The organism is Oceanimonas sp. AH20CE76 (genome assembly GCF_039654065.1).
GTDB classification, from domain to species: Bacteria; Pseudomonadota; Gammaproteobacteria; order Enterobacterales; family Aeromonadaceae; genus Oceanimonas; species Oceanimonas smirnovii.
Window position 1 is genome coordinate 651820 of the sequence record NZ_CP155481.1, and the last position, 20360, is coordinate 672179.

Consider the following 20360-nt stretch of genomic DNA (forward strand, 5'->3'; position numbering starts at 1 on the left):
TTCAGCTCCCCGTGAACGGCATTATCCGGTAATTCTGTTTACCTCAGCCAGACTGATCAGCCCCTGGCCTGCCTTGGCCAGCGCCGAGTGGCGTAATGAGATCATCCCCTCTTGCTGTGCCGCCCGTGCAATGGCAAGGGCACCGGCATTGTTCATAATCAGCTCAGCCAGCTGCTCACTCATGGTCATGATTTCATAAACCCCGGTGCGCCCTTTATAGCCATCTGTACACTGGTCGCAGCCTGTGGCGCGATAAAGTGTGATGCCACTGGCCTGCTGTGCCGGCGTAAAGCCAAGCTGGCTCAGTTGCCCGGGGGACAGCTGTTCCGGCTCCCGGCAATGAACACAGAGTTTACGGGCCAGGCGCTGGGCAATAATCAGGCTGATGGATGAAGCAATATTGTAAGCGGGCAGCCCCATATGGCTGAGGCGGGTCAGGGTCTCTGCCGCCGAGTTGGTATGCAGCGTAGAAAGCACCAGATGACCGGTTTGTGCTGCCTTCACAGCAATTTCAGCGGTTTCCAGATCACGAATTTCGCCCACCATAATAATATCGGGGTCCTGCCGTAGAAATGCCCGCAATGCATAGGCAAAGCTCAATCCGACTTTGGGATTAATTTGTACCTGATTGATACCCGGCAGATTAATTTCAATAGGGTCTTCGGCAGTAGAGATATTGGCAGTGACCTGATTGAGAATACTCAGGCCGGTATACAGTGTCACGGTTTTGCCCGAGCCGGTGGGCCCGGTGACCAGTATCATGCCCTGAGGGCGCTGTAATGCCTGCAGATATAAGGTTTTCTGCACGTCAGTCAACCCCAGCTGCTCAATGCCAAGGCGGGTGGCAGCGCTGTCGAGCAGACGAATAACGACCTTCTCTCCCCATTGGGTGGGCAGTGTGTTCACTCGCATGTCGACGGATTTTGAGCCGGACAAGTGCAGTTTGATACGGCCATCCTGAGGCAAGCGCCGCTCGGCGATATCGAGCTTTGCCATTACCTTGAGCCGGGCAGCCAGGCGCGCCGCCAGCTGCACCGGCGGCGATGCCACTTCGTGCAGTATGCCGTCAATGCGAAAGCGAATACGAAAAAAACGTTCATAGGGCTCAAAGTGCAGATCGGACGCTTCCTTGCGTACCGCATTGATCATGATGTTGTTGATATAGCGCACAATGGGCGCGTCATCATCGGCGCTGATCCTGTCCTTTTCCTGCCAGGCGTTTTGTTCATCCTGTTCAAGGGCGGCAATATCATCATCAAGGGTATGTTCAAACTCCAGCCCGGCACCATGTTGCTGCTGCAGCTGCTGTAGTAATGCCTGCAGCTTGCCTTCTTCTACCAGCAGGGCATCGGTGACCAGATTAAAGCGAAAGCTGAAGTCTTCCAGTGCACCTATATTGGTGGGGTCAGACATGGCCAGGTAAAGGACTTTGTCTTCCAGCAGCACCGGAATGGCATGGTGATGCTCTATCAGATCCATGCTCAGATATTCAGGTGCAAGCTGTTTGATATCGAAATCATGCAGATTGCTCAGCGGCAGCATAAACTCACGCTCACAAAAGCGCGCCAGCTCCTCGGAAGACAGCCACTGCTTTTCTACCAGCACCGAGCCCAGCGGCCTGCCTTCTTTTCTGGCCTGCTCCTGTACCAGCTCCAGCTCTTCGGCAGACAGTAAGGCAGAAGCCACCAGGCTTCTGGCAAGGCCGCTGCTGGAGGGAGAAGTGAAGGTGCTCATAGGGTTAGCAGATGCCCTTAGTGACACATGAGCCTGTATTATCTGAAGGGTTATTTGTCCACTTAACCCTGCCGTTATCCAGTTCGCCTTTCATAATAAATGTACTGCCGTCCACTTCATCTGTGCCTGTAGCAGTGATGATCCAGGGGCCTTCTTTGTTATTACCTGTACTGTCTACTTCCACTTTGACTGCTTTAACAATGTCTGTATCCACAGCATTGGTCAGAGCACCCGTTGCGGAGGCGGTACAGTCACTTCCCCCGGTCTGGGCACAGACCTCAATCGCCGTTTTAGCCGGTCCGGTGGCGGCAATCACTTCGGTAAATTTGGCGCGCTGAGTGTAGGTCTGGTAAGCGGGCAGTGCCACTGCCGCCAGAATGGCAACAATGGCAACCACTATCATCAGTTCAATCAGGGTAAAGCCGGACTGAGGGCAGCTTGGTTTATGGTTCATCATGACTTCTTCCTTGAAACGCCTGACAAACGGGTATCTGTTTTGTTTTACCCGTCTTATATCTATAGCAAGCGTTAGCGGGTTTGCCCAATCGGCAAACCCGGCATCATGATGGCAGTGGTCAGATCACGGGATCAGTTTTCAACCCGCAGTGACAGGTCCAGCGCCCGCACATGCTTGGTGAGGGCACCCACAGAAATAAAGTCCACGCCGGTGGCAGCGTAGTCGGCGATGGTCTGCAGGGTCACATTGCCCGACACTTCCAGTCTGGCGCGGCCGGCGGTGCTGGCCACGGCGGTGCGCATATCGGGCACACTGAAGTTGTCGAGCATGATAATATCGGCACCGGCATCCAGTGCCAGTTTAAGCTCCGCCAGAGACTCCACTTCCACTTCTACCGGCTTTTCCGGCTGCAGGCGGCGGGCTTCAGCCACTGCCTTGTCGATGCCGCCACAGGCAAAGATGTGGTTTTCCTTGATAAGGTAAGCGTCATACAGGCCCATGCGGTGATTATGGCCGCCGCCGCAGGTCACCGCATATTTCAGCGCCCGGCGCAGGCCGGGCAGGGTTTTGCGGGTGTCGAGCAGGCGGCAGTGAGTGCCGGCCAGTTTGTCGACATAGCGTCTGGTTTCGCTAGCCACGCCAGACAGGGTCTGAATAAAGTTGAGCGCAGTGCGCTCACCGGTAAGAATGGCACGGGCCGGCCCGGTCAGGGTCAGCAGCCGCTGGCCGGCGGTCACGGTATCACCGTCTTTTACCAGCCAGTGTAACTCCACTTGCCCGCCGAGCTGGGTAAAGGTTTCTTCGGCAAAGTCCCGGCCGCAGAACACACCGTCTTCACGGGTAATCAGGTGCGCGGTAACCTGCTGGCTCTCTGGCAGCAGCATGGCGGTAATATCCTGCACAGGATCCGTGCTGCCACCCAGATCCTCGGTGAGGGCGGCAGTTACATTTAAGCGGATTTCGTTGGCCAGGGTGGAGTTGGGCATTGAGTCTACCTTTGTCACAAGTTCACAATTGTACTGAAAATGCCGGAATCATTGCTCCGGCCCGGAATAGGTAATGGTCATTTGTGAGCCCCGCTGTATCAGCTCAAAGCGGCGCAGGGCGTTCATGCCAAGCAGTATTTCCTCACTCTGGCTGGGCATAATGACGGCGCTCAGATCGTACAGGGTGAAGGGCCCCAGCGACAACGATTTAATATGAGTGCGGTAACCAGTGACCTGACCAGCCGCTGTGCCCAGCGTCAGTGGTGCGCCTACCGGCAGCTCCAGCCGTGCAGCCACGGCCCGGGGCACGGCCATCTGAGTGGCACCGGTATCCAGCAAAAACACCACCGGCTGGTTATTTACTGCCCCGCTGGCCACATAATGGCCATAACGGTTTTGCTCCAGCACCATGCTGTTGGCGCTGAGTATCTGCACCTGCTGATTGGGATTGTGTTGCCGGTCAAGCAGGTGGCTGAAATACCAGGTAAGCATCAATAACCCAAGTGCCCATACCAGAATCCACATAATGCGCCCGGCACGGCGCACCGGATCTGACGATTGTCCCATATCGGCTCCTTGGCAAAGTTTGCCGTTACCCTGTTAGTATACGTCCGCCCGAATACAGTGAACGGACCCTCTATGTCTTTTACCCTGGAGCATGGCTGGCTCAGTCCGGCCCGTTATTGTGAGTCTCCTCATCAGGATGACCGCCCTGATAATGATATTTCCCTGCTGGTGGTGCATTGCATCAGCCTGCCACCGGGGCGTTTTGGTGATCATTACATAGATGACCTTTTTATGGGCCGTCTTGATGCAAATATGCATCCTTATTTTGAGGCTGTTCATCAGCTGCGGGTGTCAGCCCATTGCCTTATTCGCCGCGACGGTGAGTTGGTGCAGTATGTGCCGTTTCATAAACGGGCCTGGCATGCGGGACTGTCGAGTTTTGACGGCCGTGACAAGTGTAATGATTTTTCCATTGGCATTGAGCTGGAAGGCACCGATACCGGTGACTATACCGAGGCCCAGTATCAGCAACTGGCCGCGGTTACCCAAATACTGATGCAACATTACCCCGCCATCACGCCCGGCCGCATTACCGGCCACAGCGACATTGCCCCCGGCCGCAAAACCGACCCCGGCCCCGGCTTTGACTGGAAACGCTTTCGCGCCCTGCTCTGAGACCTCATCTCACGAAGCACCAGCGCGGTTGCGCTCCGCCGACACGCTTCAAGTACTTCCATGTAGCGCTCGAAAATGCCATCCATGGCATTTAATGGTCGGCTCTGGCAATCCCCACTGCTGCTTCGGGCAACATCGGCGTTGCCTGCTACACCACTAACCCCCAGTCCCTAATCCCCATTCCCCGGTTTTCGGTTGGTCTGACCATTACCAATATTCTTGTGTTTTCCCGGGGCTGGTCTAGTTTTATGAGCCGGCCCAAAAAATTACCGCGCGCAAATGGTCTTTTGTATGCAATGATCACAAAAACCATGGACAATTCTTGCCTGCTCTGATACCTTTTTTTAACAGTGTTAATTGGTATTACCAATTTTTAAAGCAGAGTGAATGGCCTACCAGCGAATCAAACAACCCAAACTTGCCGAAACTATCGCCACCAAACTGGAGCAGATGATAGTGGAAGGCAGCCTGAAGCCGGGTCAGCGGTTGCCGCCCGAGCGTGAGCTGGCCGAGCAGTTTGCGGTGTCGCGCCCGTCTGTGCGCGAAGCGATTCAGCACCTTGAAGTGCGCGGTCTGGTATCCCGCCGGCAGGGCGGGGGCACTTACGTACAAAATGCCCTCACCAAAGGCCTGGCGGATCCCTTGTTTCAGCTGCTGGCGGAACATCCGGAATCTCAGTATGACCTGCTGGAGTTTCGTCACACCATGGAAGGTATCTCTGCCTTCTACGCCGCCATGCGCGGCACTGAAACCGATTTTGATGCCATTCGTGCGGCCCAGCAGGCCATTATTACCGCTCAGGAGCAGGGCGACCTGGCTGGTGAAGCCAAGCATGCCGCTGAATTCTATCTGGCGGTGGCGGCCGCAGCCCACAACGTGGTGCTGCTGCACCTGCTGAGAGCCATTCAGCCCATGCTGGAGTCCAGCATTCTGCGCAACATTCAGATTCTTAACCGGCGAGCCGGCATGGTGGAGCAGATCCGCAAACATCGCGCCAATCTGATCCAGACCATACTGTCTCGCGAGCCGGAAAAGGCCAGGGACGCTTGTCATGAGCACCTGGCCTTTATTGAAGAAACCCTGTTCGAGATCCAGCGTGAAGAAAGCCGCATTCAGCGTTCTCTGCGCCGGACCCGGCAACAGGAATAATAATGCCTTCGGCAGCGACGAAACCCATGGGCATCAGCCCCAAACGAGATAGGAAACAGCCATGTCTGATATCCTGAAAAATGATGTGGATTCAATAGAGACTCAAGAGTGGCTTGACGCCCTGGAGTCTTTGATCCGTCAAGAAGGACCTGAGCGCGCTCAGTACATTTACGAGCGCCTGACCACCAAAGCCATCAAGCATGGTGTAGCCGTGGCCCGCAACGCTCACTCAGATTACGTCAACAGCATCAGCACCGACGAAGAGCCTGAGTACCCGGGCAACTGGGATCTGGAACGGCGGATCCGCGCCATCATCCGCTGGAACTCAGTCATGATTGTACTGCGTGGCTCCAAGAAAGATCTGGACCTGGGTGGTCACATGTCTTCTTTCGCTTCCAGTGCCACCATGTACGAAGTGGCGTTTAACCACTTCTACCGTGGTCGTAACGAGAAAGACGGCGGCGATCTGGTGTTCTTTCAAGGGCACATCTCTCCCGGTATCTACGCCCGCGCCTTTGCCGAAGGCCGTCTGACCGAAGCCCAGCTCGACATGTTCCGTCAGGAAGTGGACGGCAAGGGTATTCCGTCTTACCCGCATCCCAAGCTGATGCCGGACTTCTGGCAGTTCCCGACCGTGTCCATGGGTCTGGGTCCGATCAACGCCATCTATCAGGCCCGCTTCCTCAAGTACCTGACCGACCGTGGCCTGAAAGACTGCTCCGAGCAGCGCGTATACGCCTACCTGGGCGACGGCGAGATGGACGAGCCGGAATCCAAGGGTGCCATTACCATTGCCGCCCGTGAGAAGCTGGACAACCTGTGCTTCGTTATCAACTGTAACCTTCAGCGCCTCGACGGCCCTGTGGTGGGTAACGGCAAAATCATCAACGAACTGGACGGCCTGTTCACCGGTGCCGGCTGGAACGTGGTCAAGGTTATCTGGGGCCGTCGCTGGGACGACCTGCTGGCCAAAGACACCTCCGGCAAACTGGTTCAGCTGATGAACGAGACTCTGGACGGTGACTACCAGACCTTCAAGTCCAAAGACGGTGCCTATGTGCGTGAGCACTTCTTCGGTAAATATCCCGAAACCGCTGCTCTGGTAAAAGACTGGACCGACGAAGAGATCTTTGCCCTGAACCGTGGCGGTCACGATCCTGCCAAGATGTTCGCTGCGTACAAGAACGCCGCCGACACCAAAGGCAAGCCCACCGTTATTCTGGCCAAGACCATCAAGGGTTACGGCATGGGCGATTCTGCCGAAGGCAAGAACATCGCGCACCAGGTCAAGAAAATGGACATGTCTTCCCTCAAGCACATGCGTGACCGCTTCAACATTGAAGTGAGCGATGAAGACCTGCCCAACCTGCCTTACCTGAAAATTGAAGAAGGCAGCCGCGAATATGAATACCTGCATGCCCGTCGTCAGAGCCTGAAAGGCTATGTGCCGACCCGCCTGCCCGAAACCACCGTCAAGCTGGACATTCCGGCACTGGAAGACTTCCAGCCGCTGCTGGAAGAGCAGAAGCGTGAAATCTCCACCACCATGGCGTTTGTGCGTTCTCTGAACATCATGCTGAAGAACAAGTCCATCGGCAAACGCATTGTGCCCATTCTGGCCGACGAAGCCCGTACCTTTGGTATGGAAGGTCTGTTCCGTCAGATTGGCATCTATAACACTCATGGTCAGAACTACACGCCGCAGGACCGTGAGCAGGTTGCCTACTACAAGGAAGACAAGCAGGGTCAGGTACTGCAGGAAGGTATCAACGAGCTGGGCGCCATGTCTTCATGGCTGGCCGCTGCCACCTCCTACAGCACCAACGACTGCCCCATGATTCCGTTCTACATCTACTACTCGATGTTCGGTTTCCAGCGGGTGGGTGACCTGTGCTGGGCGGCTGGCGACCAGCAGGCCCGCGGCTTCCTGATTGGCGGTACCTCCGGTCGTACCACCCTGAACGGTGAAGGTCTGCAGCACGAAGACGGCCACAGCCACATTCAGGCTGGCGTGATCCCCAACTGTATCACCTACGATCCGACCTACGCTTATGAAGTAGCGGTAATCGTGCAGGACGGTCTGCGTCGCATGTACGGCGACAACCCCGAGAACGTGTACTACTACCTGACCACGCTGAACGAGAACTACCATCAGCCGGCTATGCCGGAAGGTGCCGAGGAAGGCATCCGCAAGGGTATCTACAAGCTCGACACCGTGGAAGGCAAGAACGGCAAGGTTCAGCTGATGGGCTCCGGCTCCATCCTGGTTGGCGTGCGTGAAGCCGCTCAAATCCTGGCCGACGAGTACGGCATCGGCTCCGATGTATACAGTGTGACCTCCTTCAACGAACTGACCCGTGAAGGTCAGGACGTGGAGCGCTGGAACATGCTGCACCCGACCGAAGAGGCCCGCGTGCCTTACATCGCTCAGGTGATGGGTTCCGAGCCGGCCATTGCTGCCACCGACTACATGAAGAACTACGCCGAACAGGTGCGTGCCTTTATGCCGTCTGCCAGCTACAAGGTGCTGGGCACCGATGGTTTCGGTCGTTCCGACAGCCGTGACAACCTGCGTCGTCACTTTGAAGTGAACAAGCACTATGTTGTGATTGCCGCGCTGACCGAGCTGGCCAAGCAGGGCACCATCGACAAGAAAGTGGTTGCCGACGCCATCGCCAAGTACGGCATCGACGCCGACAAGATCAACCCGCTGTACGCATAAGGGGTAACACATGTCTAAAGATATTCTGGTGCCGGATATCGGTGCCGATGAGGTTGAAGTCACCGAGATCCTGGTTGCCGTGGGCGACAAGGTTGAGGAAGAACAATCTCTGATCACCGTGGAAGGCGACAAGGCCTCCATGGAAGTTCCTGCCCCCGCCGCCGGCGTGGTCAAGGAAATCAAGATTGCCGTTGGCGACAAGGTCAACACTGGCTCACTGATTATGGTTTTTGAAGCAGAGGGCGGCGCTGCCGCCCCGGCTGCTGCAGAAGAAGCCCCCAAGGCTGACGCTGCTGCACCGGCCGCTGCCAGCGCGCAGAAAGACGTAAACGTACCGGACATCGGCGGTGATGAAGTAGAAGTCACCGAAATTGCCGTGGCCGTAGGCGACACCGTTGAGGAAGAGCAGACCCTGATCACCGTGGAAGGCGACAAGGCTTCCATGGAAGTACCTGCGCCCTTTGCCGGCAAGGTTGTTGAGATCAAGACTGCCGTAGGCGACAAGGTTAACACCGGCTCTCTGATCATGGTCTTTGAAGTGGCTGGTGCCGCACCGGCGGGTGAAGCTGCGCCGGCTGCTGCTGCGCCAGCTGAAGCTGCCCCTGCTGCGGCCCCGGCCGCTGCTGCTGCCAAAGACGTGAACGTGCCCGATATCGGCGGTGACGAAGTAGAAGTGACCGAAGTGATGGTGGCCGTGGGCGACAAGGTAGAAGCCGATCAGTCCATTCTGACCGTGGAAGGCGACAAGGCCTCCATGGAAGTGCCCGCGCCGTTCGCCGGTGTGGTCAAGGAAATCAAGGTAGCTACCGGTGACAAGGTGAACACCGGCTCGCTGGTAATGGTGTTTGAGGCGGCAGCCGCTGCTGTGGAAGGTGCCGCTCCGGCTGCTGCTGCTCCGGCCGCAGCGCCGAAAGCACAAGCACCTAAAGCCGAAGCACCGAAGGCGGCTGCTCCGGCCGCACCTGCCAAGGGCGAGTTCGTTGAGAACAACGCCTACGTGCACGCCACCCCGGTAGTACGCCGTCTGGCCCGCGAGTTTGGTGTGGATCTGTCCAAGGTATCCGCCACCGGCCCGAAACAGCGTATTCTGAAAGAAGACGTACAAAACTACGTTAAATCCATTATCAAGCAGGTTTCCGGTCAACCCGCGGGCGTGGCTGTGGCCGGCAGTGGTATGGAAGTGCTGGCCTGGCCCAAGGTCGACTTTGCCAAGTTCGGTGAAGTGGAAGAAGTGGCCCTGACCCGCATTCAGAAGATCTCCGGCCCCAACCTGCACCGTAACTGGGTGAAAATTCCCCACGTTACTCAGTTTGACGAGACCGATATCACCGAGCTGGAAGAATTCCGCAAGAGCGAAAACGCCATTGCCGAGAAACAGAAGCTGGGTTACAAGATCTCTCCGCTGATCTTCATCATGAAGGCCGCCGCCAAGGCGCTGGAAGCCTATCCCAAGTTCTGCTCTTCTCTCTCCGAAGACGGCCAGAGCCTGGTGATGAAAAAATACGTGCACATTGGTGTGGCAGTAGACACTCCCAATGGTCTGGTGGTGCCGGTTGTTCGTGATGTGAACAAGAAAGGCATTCGCGAGCTGGCCATCGAGCTGGGCGAAATCTCCAAGAAAGCCCGTGCCGGCAAGCTGACCGCGGCCGACATGCAGGGCGGTTGCTTCACCATTTCGTCGCTGGGCGGCATTGGTGGCACCCAGTTCACGCCTATCGTGAACGCCCCTGAAGTGGCCATTCTGGGTGTGTCCAAGTCCGGCATCAAGCCGGTATGGAACGGCAAGGAGTTTGAACCCCGCCTGATCCAGCCGCTGGCGCTGTCTTACGACCACAGAGTGATTGACGGTGCCGACGGTGCCCGTTTCATCACCATGCTGAGTGGTGTGCTGAGCGACCTTCGCCGCCTGGCCCTTTAATGTGACAAGGCAGGCATAAGCCTGCCTTTTTACTTTCTTTTTGATAACAGAACAGTAAACTTTTCCCCGTTTGTAATGTAGTGGCCGTCTTGAGTCTGGTTCTCCTGTCGCCACTGCCTGAACAGGGCTAAAAATCATAATAGAGGTCACCATGAGTCAAGAAGTCAAAGCTCAGGTTGTGGTTCTGGGCGCGGGCCCTGCCGGCTATTCCGCCGCTTTCCGTGCCGCCGATCTGGGTCTGGAAACCGTTATCGTCGAGCGCTACTCCACACTGGGCGGTGTTTGCCTGAACGTGGGCTGTATTCCCTCCAAGGCACTGCTGCACATCGCTAAAGTGATTGAAGAATCCAAAATGATGGCCAGCCACGGTGTGACCTTTGGCGAGCCGCAGATCGATCTGGACAAGGTTCGCGCGCACAAGGAAAAAGTCATCGGTCAGCTCACTCAGGGTCTGGGTGGCATGGCCAAGATGCGTAAGGTTAAAGTGGTGAACGGTGTGGCCAAGTTCACCGGTGCCAACACCCTGGTGGTGGAAGGCGAGGGTGGCAACACCACGGTTAACTTCGACAACGCCATCATTGCTGCCGGCTCACGTCCGATTAAACTGCCGTTTATTCCCCATGACGATCCGCGCGTATGGGACTCTACCGATGCCCTCGAGCTGAAAGAAGTGCCCGAGAAGCTGCTGGTAATGGGTGGCGGTATCATCGGCCTGGAAATGGGTACCGTGTACCATGCTCTGGGCTCCAAGATCGATGTGGTTGAAATGTTCGACCAGGTGATTCCCGCTGCCGACAAAGACATCATCAAGATCTTCACCAAGCAGGTGAAGAGCAAGTTCAATATGATGCTGGAAACCAAGGTGACCGCCGTTGACGCCAAAGATGATGGCATTCACGTCACCATGGAAGACAAGAAAGGCGAGACCATCACCAACGTCTACGACGCCGTGCTGGTGGCCATTGGCCGCGCGCCCAACGGCAAGTCGCTGGACGCTGAAAAAGCCGGTGTTAACGTGGATGAGCGTGGCTTCATTAACGTCGACAAGCAGCTGCGTACCAATGTGCCGCACATTTACGCCATTGGCGACATAGTGGGTCAGCCCATGCTGGCGCACAAGGGTGTGCACGAAGGCCACGTGGCTGCCGAAGTGATTGCCGGCATGAAGCACTACTTCGATCCGAAAGTGATCCCGTCCATTGCCTACACCGAGCCGGAAGTGGCATGGGTAGGTGTGACCGAGAAGGAAGCCAAGGAGCAGGGCCTGAACGTAGAAGTGGCCAGCTTCCCCTGGGCGGCTTCCGGCCGTGCCATCGCCTCCGACTCTGCCTACGGCATGACCAAGCTGATCTTCGACAAGGACACTCACCGTGTTCTGGGTGGTGCCACCATTGGTACCAACGCCGGCGAACTGCTGGGTGAAATCGGTCTGGCCATCGAAATGGGTGCCGACGCCGAAGACATCGCGCTGACCATTCATGCTCACCCCACTCTGCACGAGTCTGTGGGTATGGCTGCCGAAGTGTTCGAAGGCTCCATCACCGATATGCCGAATCCCAAGGCCAAGAAGAAGAAGTAATTCTTTTTGCCTTCGGCAATAAAAATCCCCGGCCCACTGGCCGGGGATTTTTTTAGGGAATAGGGACTTGGGATTAGGGACTACCATTCCCCATTCCCCGGCATACAATGCACGCATTGTTTGTACTGCCGTGAGCTGTCATGCGTCTCTTTATTTTGCTGTTAACTCTGATGTTGTCCTTGCCGGCGCTGGCGGAGCGTCCGCGTGTGGCGCTGGTGCTGAGCGGCGGCGGGGCCAAGGGAGCGGCCCACGTGGGAGTGCTGCAGGTACTGGAAGCGCACCGCATTCCGGTAGATATTGTTACCGGCACCAGCATGGGAGCTTATATCGCGGGCATGTATGCCCTGGGGCTGGACGCCGATGAGCTGGAGCAGCAGCTGCTGAGCCTGGACTGGAATCAGGGCTATCAGGACAAGGTCGGTCGCGACGAACTTTCGCTCAGGCGCAAGCGCCAGAATGATGAATTTCTGCTGCGCACTGATATCGGTCTGAACGAACAATGGCAGCTCAGCCTGCCCGGCGGCTTTTTTCAGGGCCAGGCGCTGGGGGCCCTGCTCAGGCGCAGCACCCTCACCATTCCCCGGCTGAAGAACTTTGATCAGCTGCCCATTCCTTACCGGGCGGTGGCTACCGACATGGAAACCATGACGCCTGTGGTACTGAACAAGGGCCACCTGGCCACCGCCATGCAGGCCTCCATGTCGGTGCCGGGTGTGCTGCAGCCGGTTGATCTGAACGGCAAGCTGCTGGCCGACGGCGGCGTGGTCAACAATCTGCCGGTGGATGTGGCTAAAGACATGGGGGCCGGGGTAGTGATTGCCGTGGACATCGGTGATGCCATGCTGCCCAGAGAAAGCCTCGACAGCGCCCTGGCCATGGTCACCCAGCTTACCAACTACCTTACCCGGGCTGGCACAGAGCGGCAAAAGGCACTGCTTACCGAGGACGATGTGCTGCTGACTCCCGATATCACCGGCATTGGCGTGGGAGATTTCAGGCTGATGCCTGCAGCCATTGCCAGAGGCAGGGCGGCTGCTACCGCCCTGTTGCCCGAGCTGTTGCCGCTGGCGCTGAGTGAGCAGGATTATATTGATTACCGTAACCGCAAGCTGGACAGACGCGCCCGGCTGCAGCGCAGTGATGTGGTGTTTCTCGACCGGGTTGAAGTGGAAGGCAATGCCAGCCTGAGCGAGGCCGTGATCCGTGATGCGCTGGGGCTTCAGTCCGGTGACTTTCACCAGACCGAAGAGCTGGAGCAGGGGGTGCGCCGGCTCTATGCGCTGGATGCCTTTGAGCAGGTCAGTTACCGCATTGAAGAGCGGGACGGCGAGCAGGTGCTGACAGTGCAGACCACGGAAAAAGGCTGGGGCCCGGGCTTTGTGGATCTCAAGTTTGCACTGGAAGATGACTTCTCCAGCCGCACCAGTTATGAGATTGGTGCTCAGTTTCGCCGCACCAATATCAATATGCTGGGGGGCGAGTGGCTGGCTGAAGTCACTCTGGGCAGCAACAAGCTGCTGGCCACCGAGTTCTACACGCCGCTGGATACCGACTATGACTTTTTCTGGAAGGCCAGGGGGGAATATGAGAAGCGCCGGCGCACTTTTTTTATCGAGCCCGGTGACGAAACCTATGAGCAGTTCGGCCGGCTCACTACCCTGGACTTTGATTATTCCACCTGGAGCCTGCTGAGCGAGCTGGGCTATAACCTCAACCCCTGGAGTGAGCTGGCCCTGGGTTTTCAGGGGCTGACCGGCAGCATAGAGGCGCGGAATCTGGACGGCGGGCTGGATGTGTTCTCTGCCGGACCTTATCTGAGAGTGACCCATGACACGCTGGATAATGTATTTTTCCCCACCCGCGGGGAAAGTGCCGGGCTGACCCTGGGCTATTACCGCAACCGGCTGGAAGGGCAGGGTAATAATGAAAACGTCACCGGCCTTGACTATGAACTGGACTGGCTGCGCCCCTGGAATGCCGGCCGTCATACTCTGATCACCAAGCTGACGCTGGGAGGCTCTACCGCCGAGCAGCCGCTGCCGGTGTTTGCCCGCAGCCTGGGAGGATTATTCAATTTGTCCGGTTATCAGAGCGAGCAGCTCAGCGGCCGCTACAGCGGTCTGGCCGGACTGCTCTATCACTACCGCTGGCTGGATAATGACTTTGGTGCTTTTCGCTCACCCGTCTATCTGGGTACTTCACTGGAGCGGGGGGGCGTATGGAACTCGGGTGCCGATGTGGGCTGGGATGAATCACTGACAGCCGGTAGCATATTCGTTGGTGTAGACACCAACTGGGGGCCGCTCTATCTGGCATTTGGTCAGGCTGATGGGAATAAAAGCAGCATCTACCTCTATTTTGGCAATCTGTTCAGCTTTTAATGTTAATGGCTTGTTGGTGCTCAAAACTGTGGTTTATGCACGGAAATGCTATTCAAAACATGGCGTTAGTCAAACATTCGACCAAAGGTAGGGCAGGCCGGATTTTAATTCACGGTTAAAACTAATATACTTTCGCGGCGTCTCACCGACGCCCAAGGCCCCCTATAAAGGATACTTACGCCCGTGGTGGCGAATGATAATAAGAGGATACAGTCGTGCTTGAAGCCTATCGTAAACACGTCGAAGAACGTGCCGCTGAGGGAGTGGTTGCCAAACCGCTCGACGCAGAGCAAGTTGCTGCCCTGGTTGAATTACTCAAAAACCCGCCCGCTGGCGAAGAATCTTTCCTCTACGAACTCCTTTCCACTCGCATTCCCCCCGGTGTTGATGAAGCTGCCTATGTAAAGGCCGGTTTTCTTGCTGCTGTGGCCAAGGGCGAAGTGAGCTCGCCGGTCGTGTCTGCCGAGCAGGCCACACAACTGCTGGGCACCATGCAGGGTGGTTACAACATTGCTCCGCTGGTTGAGCTGCTGGACGTGGACGCCCTGGCGCCCATCGCCGCCAAGGCCCTGAGCCACACTCTGCTGATGTTTGACGCTTTCCACGATGTGGACGAAAAAGCCAAGGCCGGCAATGCCTTTGCCAAGCAGGTAATGCAGTCCTGGGCCGAGGCCGAGTGGTTCCTGGAGCGCGCGCCTCTGGCTGACAAGATCACCATGACCGTATTCAAGGTGCCCGGTGAAACCAACACCGATGACCTGTCTCCGGCCCAGGACGCCTGGTCCCGCCCCGACATTCCGCTGCACGCCCAGGCCATGCTGAAAAACGCCCGTCCCGGCATTGAGCCCGATGAAGACGGTGTGATCGGCCCCATCACCGCCATTGAAGCCCTGAAGCAAAAAGGTCATCCGCTGGCCTATGTGGGCGACGTGGTCGGCACCGGCTCCAGCCGCAAGTCCGCCACCAACTCAGTGCTGTGGCACATGGGCGACGACATTCCGTTTGTGCCCAACAAGCGCGCCGGCGGCATCTGCATCGGCAGCAAAATCGCCCCCATCTTCTTCAACACCATGGAAGATGCCGGTGCCCTGCCCATTGAATGTGATGTGACCAAACTGAACACCGGCGACGTGATCGACATCTACCCCTACGAGGGTAAAATTTGCCGCCACGGCAGCGATGAGGTGCTGAGCACCTTCAAACTGAAAACCGACGTGCTGCTCGATGAAGTGCGTGCCGGCGGCCGTATTCCGCTGATCATCGGCCGTGGCCTGACCGACAAGGCCCGGGAAGCGCTGGGCCTGGCACCCTCCGAGGTATTCAAGCGTCCGGCCCCGGTCGCCGACTCCGGCAAGGGCTTCACCCTGGCCCAGAAAATGGTGGGCAAGGCCTGCGGCGTTAAGGGTGTGCGCCCCAACCAGTACTGCGAGCCCAAGATGACCACGGTCGGCTCTCAGGACACCACAGGCCCCATGACCCGGGATGAGCTGAAAGATCTGGCCTGCCTGGGTTTCTCCGCCGATCTGACCATGCAGTCCTTCTGCCACACCGCCGCCTATCCCAAGCCGGTGGACGTGACCACCCACCACACTCTGCCCGACTTCATCATGAACCGGGGCGGCGTGTCTCTGCGCCCGGGTGACGGTGTTATTCACTCCTGGCTGAACCGCATGCTGCTGCCCGATACCGTGGGCACCGGCGGTGACTCTCACACCCGTTTCCCCATCGGTATCTCCTTCCCGGCGGGCTCCGGCCTGGTGGCCTTTGCCGCCGCCACCGGCGTGATGCCGCTGGACATGCCGGAATCCGTGCTGGTGCGCTTCAAGGGCGAAATGCAGCCCGGCATCACCCTGCGGGATCTGGTTCACGCCATTCCTTACTACGGCATTCAGCACGGTCTGCTGACCGTGGCCAAGGAAGGCAAGATCAACGAATTCTCCGGCCGGGTGCTGGAAATTGAAGGTCTGCCCCAACTGAAGGTGGAACAAGCCTTTGAACTGGCCGATGCCACCGCCGAGCGCTCTGCCGCCGGTTGTACCATCAAGCTGGATAAAGAGCCGATCATCGAGTACCTGAACTCCAACATCGTGATGCTGAAGTGGATGATCGCCGAAGGTTACGGTGACAAGCGTACTCTGGAACGCCGCATCAAGGGCATGGAAGAGTGGCTGGCCAACCCCGAGCTGATGGAAGCCGATGCCGATGCCGAGTACGCCCACGTGCTGGAAATCGACATGAGCGAGATCAAGGAGCCGATCCTGTGTGCACCGAACGATCCCGACGACGCCCGTCTGCTGTCTGACGTGACCGGCGAGAGCATCGATGAAATCTTCATCGGCTCCTGCATGACCAACATCGGTCACTTCCGCGCCGCCGGCAAGCTGCTCGACCGCTTTAAAGGCCAGCTGCCGACCCGCCTGTGGGTGGCGCCGCCCACCAAGATGGACAAGGATCAGCTCACCGCCGAAGGCTACTACGGTATCTTTGGCCGGGTGGGTGCCCGCATCGAGATTCCGGGCTGCTCTCTGTGCATGGGTAACCAGGCGCGGGTAGGGGACAACACTACCGTGGTGTCCACCTCCACCCGTAACTTCCCCAACCGTCTGGGCAAGGGTGCCAACGTCTACCTGGCGTCTGCCGAGCTGGCTGCCGTGGCTGCCATTCACGGCAAGCTGCCCACCGTGGCCGAGTACCTGGAATACGCTCAGGAGCTGAACGCCACCGCTGCCGATACTTATCGTTACCTGAACTTCGATGAGCTGGACAGCTACGTGGAAAAAGCCAATACGGTGATAGTGCAGCAGGCCGTTTAAACGCCGAACATATTCACTCTGATATACAAAACCAGCCTTCGGGCTGGTTTTTTTATGCCTGAAATAAATAGCGGGAACAGACATTTCAGAGCTTGATCTAAATCAAATAATAAATGAGAATTAGTATCCTTTACAAAAATATCTTTAAGTCTAAATACTAACAAGGAGTTGTCAGTGCGCACCTTTATTCGCTCAACCGCCGGTTCCCCCAAAACCATGCTCAGTTCCGCCGTGGGGCTGGCCGTGGCCAGCATGGCGGTTCCTGCCTATGCCCAGCAGGATGTCACTCGTTTTGATACGGTCACCGTCAAGGATCAGCGGGAGCAGGCCTATAAGACAGAAGCGTCGGCCTCGAGCAAATATGTAAAGCCCCTGCTGGACACGCCCCAGACAGTCACAGTGGTGCCCAAAGAAGTGATGAAAGAGCAGCAGGCGCTGAGCCTGCGCCAGGTGCTGTCCAACGTGTCGGGCATTACCTTTGATGCGGGCGAGGGTGGCGGCGGCTCTGGCGACAAGATCAACATTCGCGGCTTCAGTGCCAATTCCAACATGCAGATTGACGGCCTGCGCGACAGCAGCCAGAACAACCGCACCGACACCTTTAACATTGAGCAGGTGGAAGTGCTGAAAGGCCCCAACTCGGTGTTTGGCGGTGCCGGCACCACGGGCGGTGCCATCAACCAGGTAAGCAAGACTCCCCAACAGCGTGACTTTGCCGAGCTGGGTGCCAGCCTGGGCACTGACAACTATCGCCGTGTGACCCTGGACGCCAACACCACCCTGGATGTGGGCGTGAACAGCGCTGCCCGCATCAACCTGATGGCTCACGAGAACGACGTGCCCGGGCGCAATAACATTGATCGTCAGCGTTTTGGTATTGCGCCCTCGGTAACCATAGGGCTGAGCGAGCAGACTCAGGCCACCCTCAGCTACTTCCATCAGCAGGATGACAATCTGCCCGACTACGGCCTGCCGGCGCAAAACGGCAAGGTGCTGCCCGGTGTAGACAGAGAGAGCTACTTCGGCTGGCGCAACCTGGACGAAGAAAAAATTCAGTCCGATGCCATTACTCTCAAGCTTGAGCACCAGCTGAGCGACACTGCCCGCATCGAGAACCAGACCCGCTACAGCCGGGTAGACAGAGACACCACTATTTCTGCATCTCATGTCAGTCTGGGGGAAAATCTGGGCGACAGGAATAATCCCAATTGGGTTGCCTTGCCGGATGGGCAATATCTGCCTGCCGGGCCGCAGGGCTACCGTCGCGATGCCAAAACCGAGCTGTGGATCAACCAGACTGGTGTGGCCTTTGAGTTTGACACCGGCGCTTTCAGGCATGACATGCTGGTAGGCGGCGAGATTTCGCGCGAGACCTATGATCTGACCTCCGGCAGCGATAACCTGAGTGGTAATTATCCGGCCAATGGCTTTGATCTCTACCATCCGCCGGGGCACTGGAGCGGGCCCGTCAATTATAAAAACAGCGGCGGTACCGAGGCGGCGCTGAACACGCGGGCACTGTATGTGTTTGATACTATTACGCTGCACCCGCAGTGGGATCTGAGTCTGGGCGCGCGCCAAGACTGGATCTCGGGTGATACCTCCAATAAGGTCAGCGGTGATACCACCTCTACCAGTGATCGAATGTTCAGCGGTCGTGCCGGCATAGTGTACAAGCCCGCCGATAATGGCCGTATTTACCTGGCTTACGGTACTTCCTTTAATCCGTCTGCCGAAGCGCTGGCCACCTCAGGCAGTTTGCCGCTGCGGGGGGCTGCCGGTGCCGAAAGCCTGGAGCCAGAGAAGAATGAAACCTGGGAGCTGGGTACCAAGTGGGAGCTGATGAACGGTCGTCTGGGGGTGGATGCGGCACTGTTCCGGGTTAACAAGAATAACGTCAATGAAAAAGACGCCAACGATAACCTGTATAACGCGGGTGAACAGCGAGTACAGGGTGCCGAGCTGGGGCTGACCGGTGTGCTGACCGACGAATGGAAAGTGTTTGCCAACTATACTCTGCTCGACAGCGAAACCCTGAGCTCGGTGACCAACCCCGATGCAGTAGGTCGTGAGCTGCAGAACACGCCCCGCAACAGCGGTAATCTGTGGACCACCTATGAAGTATTTCCGGGCGTTGAGCTGGGTTATGGTGCCCGCTATGTGGGCTCCCGTGCCGTCACCAGCAGCTCTGATACCCAAATCGACAGCTACTGGGTGCACAATGCCATGGCGTCTTATCGGGTTAATGAGGCTTTCAGCCTGCAGCTGAACGTGAACAACCTGTTTGATGAAGAGTATGTAGAACGGGTTCGCGGCAGCAACGGCTCGGTTGATCCGGCCACCGGCATTCTGACCCGCAGCTCCGCCGTGGAGCTGGGTGATGGCCGCTCTGCCGTGCTCTCCGCCAACTACCGGTTCTGATAGATCTGTCTGAACAGAACTTCTGCTGGCGTTTAGCAACTCGATGCTGCCGGAAGCAACAGCAGGGGTTGCCGAAGCCGACCGTCACATGCCATGGACGGCATGTGCCGAGCGTCCCAGGGATGGGCTTGAAGCGTGTCGGCGGAGGTAACCCTGCTGGTGCTTCCCTGTGCAGGATCTGACAGCGGCATGCCATTTCTAGTTTGATAACAAGCCCCTGCCGGGGCTTTATTTGTTTAGCAAGAAAGCGAGAATTTCATCATGATGCTGCATATACCCGGCGTGCTCAGCGCCGAACAGGTGGCCGAATGCCGCAAGCTTTTGCTGGCGGCCGACTGGATAGACGGCAATGCCACCGCCGGTTTTCAGTCGGCTCAGGCCAAAAACAACCTGCAACTGCCTGAAAACAGCGACACCGCTGCTGTGATTGGCAAAATGATCACAGAGGCGCTGGCCCGTCATCCGCTATTTGTGGCGGCGGCGCTGCCGGCGAAAATCTTTCCGCCGCTGTTCAATTGCTATCAGGGCGGCCAGGCTTTCGGCATTCACGTAGACAATTCCATTCGTATGCACCCGGTTACGGGAGAGCGCATTCGTACCGATTTGTCGGCGACCTTGTTTTTCTGTGAACCGGAAGAATATGAAGGGGGCGAGCTGGTGGTGGAAGACACCTATGGTGCTCACAGTGTGAAACTACCGGCAGGAGATCTGATTCTATATCCGTCTTCCAGCCTGCACAAGGTGCTGCCGGTGACACAAGGGGCGCGTATCAGCTCGTTTTTCTGGATTCAGAGCATGGTGCGGGACGATGGCCAGCGCAGTCTGTTGTTTGATCTGGACACCAGCATTCAGAACATTAACCAGCAGCTGGGAGCCGACAACGAGACCAGCATTCAGCTTACCGGTGTCTATCACAACCTGCTGCGCCGCTGGGCGCTTTGAGTGGGGAACAGGGAGCAGGAAAAGAAAAAGGGACCGGGAACCGCTTTTCACCAGTCCCCCAGTCCCTAATCCCGAT

Annotated in this window: 13 protein-coding genes; 9 read left to right on the forward strand and 4 right to left on the reverse strand. The window is 57.2% G+C overall.

The features are described from left to right. Positions 1 to 21 precede the first annotated feature (21 nt). The 4 genes from pilB to N2M06_RS03235 all read right to left on the reverse strand — a co-directional run bounded on the left by pilB (position 22) and on the right by N2M06_RS03235 (position 3744). Positions 22 to 1734: a type IV-A pilus assembly ATPase PilB gene (pilB, locus tag N2M06_RS03220; RefSeq protein WP_346351576.1), complete on the reverse strand. Its 1713-nt coding sequence runs from the start codon at positions 1732 to 1734 to the stop codon at positions 22 to 24. Between the two features lie 4 nt (positions 1735 to 1738). Beyond that, entirely contained in the window at positions 1739 to 2191 is a 453-nt protein-coding gene (locus tag N2M06_RS03225) for a prepilin-type N-terminal cleavage/methylation domain-containing protein (RefSeq protein ID WP_346351577.1), read from the reverse strand. Between the two features lie 131 nt (positions 2192 to 2322). Further along, positions 2323 to 3177, reverse strand: a complete 855-nt coding sequence (gene nadC, locus N2M06_RS03230) for a carboxylating nicotinate-nucleotide diphosphorylase (protein ID WP_317074448.1) — start codon at positions 3175 to 3177, stop codon at positions 2323 to 2325. 48 nt (positions 3178 to 3225) lie between these two features. Further along, positions 3226 to 3744 carry a retropepsin-like aspartic protease gene (locus N2M06_RS03235; protein ID WP_346351578.1) on the reverse strand — a complete coding sequence of 173 codons (519 nt, stop codon included), beginning with the start codon at positions 3742 to 3744 and terminating at the stop codon, positions 3226 to 3228. A gap of 72 nt (positions 3745 to 3816) precedes the next feature. Here N2M06_RS03235 and ampD point away from each other — a divergent pair, with 72 nt between their 5' ends. The 9 genes from ampD (at position 3817) to N2M06_RS03280 (ending at position 20284) form a co-directional block, all read left to right on the forward strand. Then, the gene (gene ampD, locus N2M06_RS03240; RefSeq protein WP_317074450.1) at positions 3817 to 4359 is read left to right on the forward strand and encodes a 1,6-anhydro-N-acetylmuramyl-L-alanine amidase AmpD; all 543 of its coding nucleotides are present in this window, start codon (positions 3817 to 3819) and stop codon (positions 4357 to 4359) included. Between the two features lie 387 nt (positions 4360 to 4746). After that, positions 4747 to 5508, forward strand: coding sequence for a pyruvate dehydrogenase complex transcriptional repressor PdhR (pdhR, locus tag N2M06_RS03245; RefSeq protein WP_019933138.1), 762 nt, complete (start codon positions 4747 to 4749; stop codon positions 5506 to 5508). A gap of 61 nt (positions 5509 to 5569) precedes the next feature. Then, entirely contained in the window at positions 5570 to 8230 is a 2661-nt protein-coding gene (aceE, locus tag N2M06_RS03250; protein WP_317074451.1) for a pyruvate dehydrogenase (acetyl-transferring), homodimeric type, read from the forward strand. 10 nt (positions 8231 to 8240) lie between these two features. After that, positions 8241 to 10148: a pyruvate dehydrogenase complex dihydrolipoyllysine-residue acetyltransferase gene (gene aceF / locus N2M06_RS03255; protein ID WP_346351579.1), complete on the forward strand. Its 1908-nt coding sequence runs from the start codon at positions 8241 to 8243 to the stop codon at positions 10146 to 10148. A 151-nt stretch (positions 10149 to 10299) separates the two neighbouring features. Beyond that, positions 10300 to 11727, forward strand: a complete 1428-nt coding sequence (lpdA, locus tag N2M06_RS03260) for a dihydrolipoyl dehydrogenase (RefSeq protein WP_346351580.1) — start codon at positions 10300 to 10302, stop codon at positions 11725 to 11727. Positions 11728 to 11867: 140 nt separating this feature from the next. Then, entirely contained in the window at positions 11868 to 14108 is a 2241-nt protein-coding gene (locus tag N2M06_RS03265) for a patatin-like phospholipase family protein (protein WP_346351581.1), read from the forward strand. A gap of 215 nt (positions 14109 to 14323) precedes the next feature. Next, positions 14324 to 16921: a bifunctional aconitate hydratase 2/2-methylisocitrate dehydratase gene (gene acnB, locus N2M06_RS03270; RefSeq protein WP_346351582.1), complete on the forward strand. Its 2598-nt coding sequence runs from the start codon at positions 14324 to 14326 to the stop codon at positions 16919 to 16921. Between the two features lie 174 nt (positions 16922 to 17095). Then, on the forward strand, positions 17096 to 19342 hold the full coding sequence (locus N2M06_RS03275; protein WP_346351583.1) for a TonB-dependent siderophore receptor: 2247 nt from the start codon (positions 17096 to 17098) through the stop codon (positions 19340 to 19342). A gap of 261 nt (positions 19343 to 19603) precedes the next feature. Then, complete coding sequence (locus N2M06_RS03280; protein ID WP_317074458.1) at positions 19604 to 20284, forward strand: Fe2+-dependent dioxygenase; 681 nt, start codon at positions 19604 to 19606, stop codon at positions 20282 to 20284. Positions 20285 to 20360: the final 76 nt, after the last annotated feature.

Excerpts from the sequence above, each read along its gene's own strand:
- N2M06_RS03265 (WP_346351581.1), top strand. The coding sequence starts at position 11,868 with ATGCGTCTCTTTATTTTGCTGTTAACTCTGATGTTGTCCTTGCCGGCG.
- aceF (WP_346351579.1), top strand. The coding sequence starts at position 8,241 with ATGTCTAAAGATATTCTGGTGCCGGATATCGGTGCCGATGAGGTTGAA.
- N2M06_RS03280 (WP_317074458.1), top strand. The coding sequence starts at position 19,604 with ATGATGCTGCATATACCCGGCGTGCTCAGCGCCGAACAGGTGGCCGAA.
- pdhR (WP_019933138.1), top strand. The coding sequence starts at position 4,747 with ATGGCCTACCAGCGAATCAAACAACCCAAACTTGCCGAAACTATCGCC.
- N2M06_RS03225 (WP_346351577.1), bottom strand. The coding sequence starts at position 2,191 with ATGATGAACCATAAACCAAGCTGCCCTCAGTCCGGCTTTACCCTGATT.
- lpdA (WP_346351580.1), top strand. The coding sequence starts at position 10,300 with ATGAGTCAAGAAGTCAAAGCTCAGGTTGTGGTTCTGGGCGCGGGCCCT.
- aceE (WP_317074451.1), top strand. The coding sequence starts at position 5,570 with ATGTCTGATATCCTGAAAAATGATGTGGATTCAATAGAGACTCAAGAG.
- pilB (WP_346351576.1), bottom strand. The coding sequence starts at position 1,734 with ATGAGCACCTTCACTTCTCCCTCCAGCAGCGGCCTTGCCAGAAGCCTG.
- nadC (WP_317074448.1), bottom strand. The coding sequence starts at position 3,177 with ATGCCCAACTCCACCCTGGCCAACGAAATCCGCTTAAATGTAACTGCC.
- N2M06_RS03235 (WP_346351578.1), bottom strand. The coding sequence starts at position 3,744 with ATGGGACAATCGTCAGATCCGGTGCGCCGTGCCGGGCGCATTATGTGG.
- ampD (WP_317074450.1), top strand. The coding sequence starts at position 3,817 with ATGTCTTTTACCCTGGAGCATGGCTGGCTCAGTCCGGCCCGTTATTGT.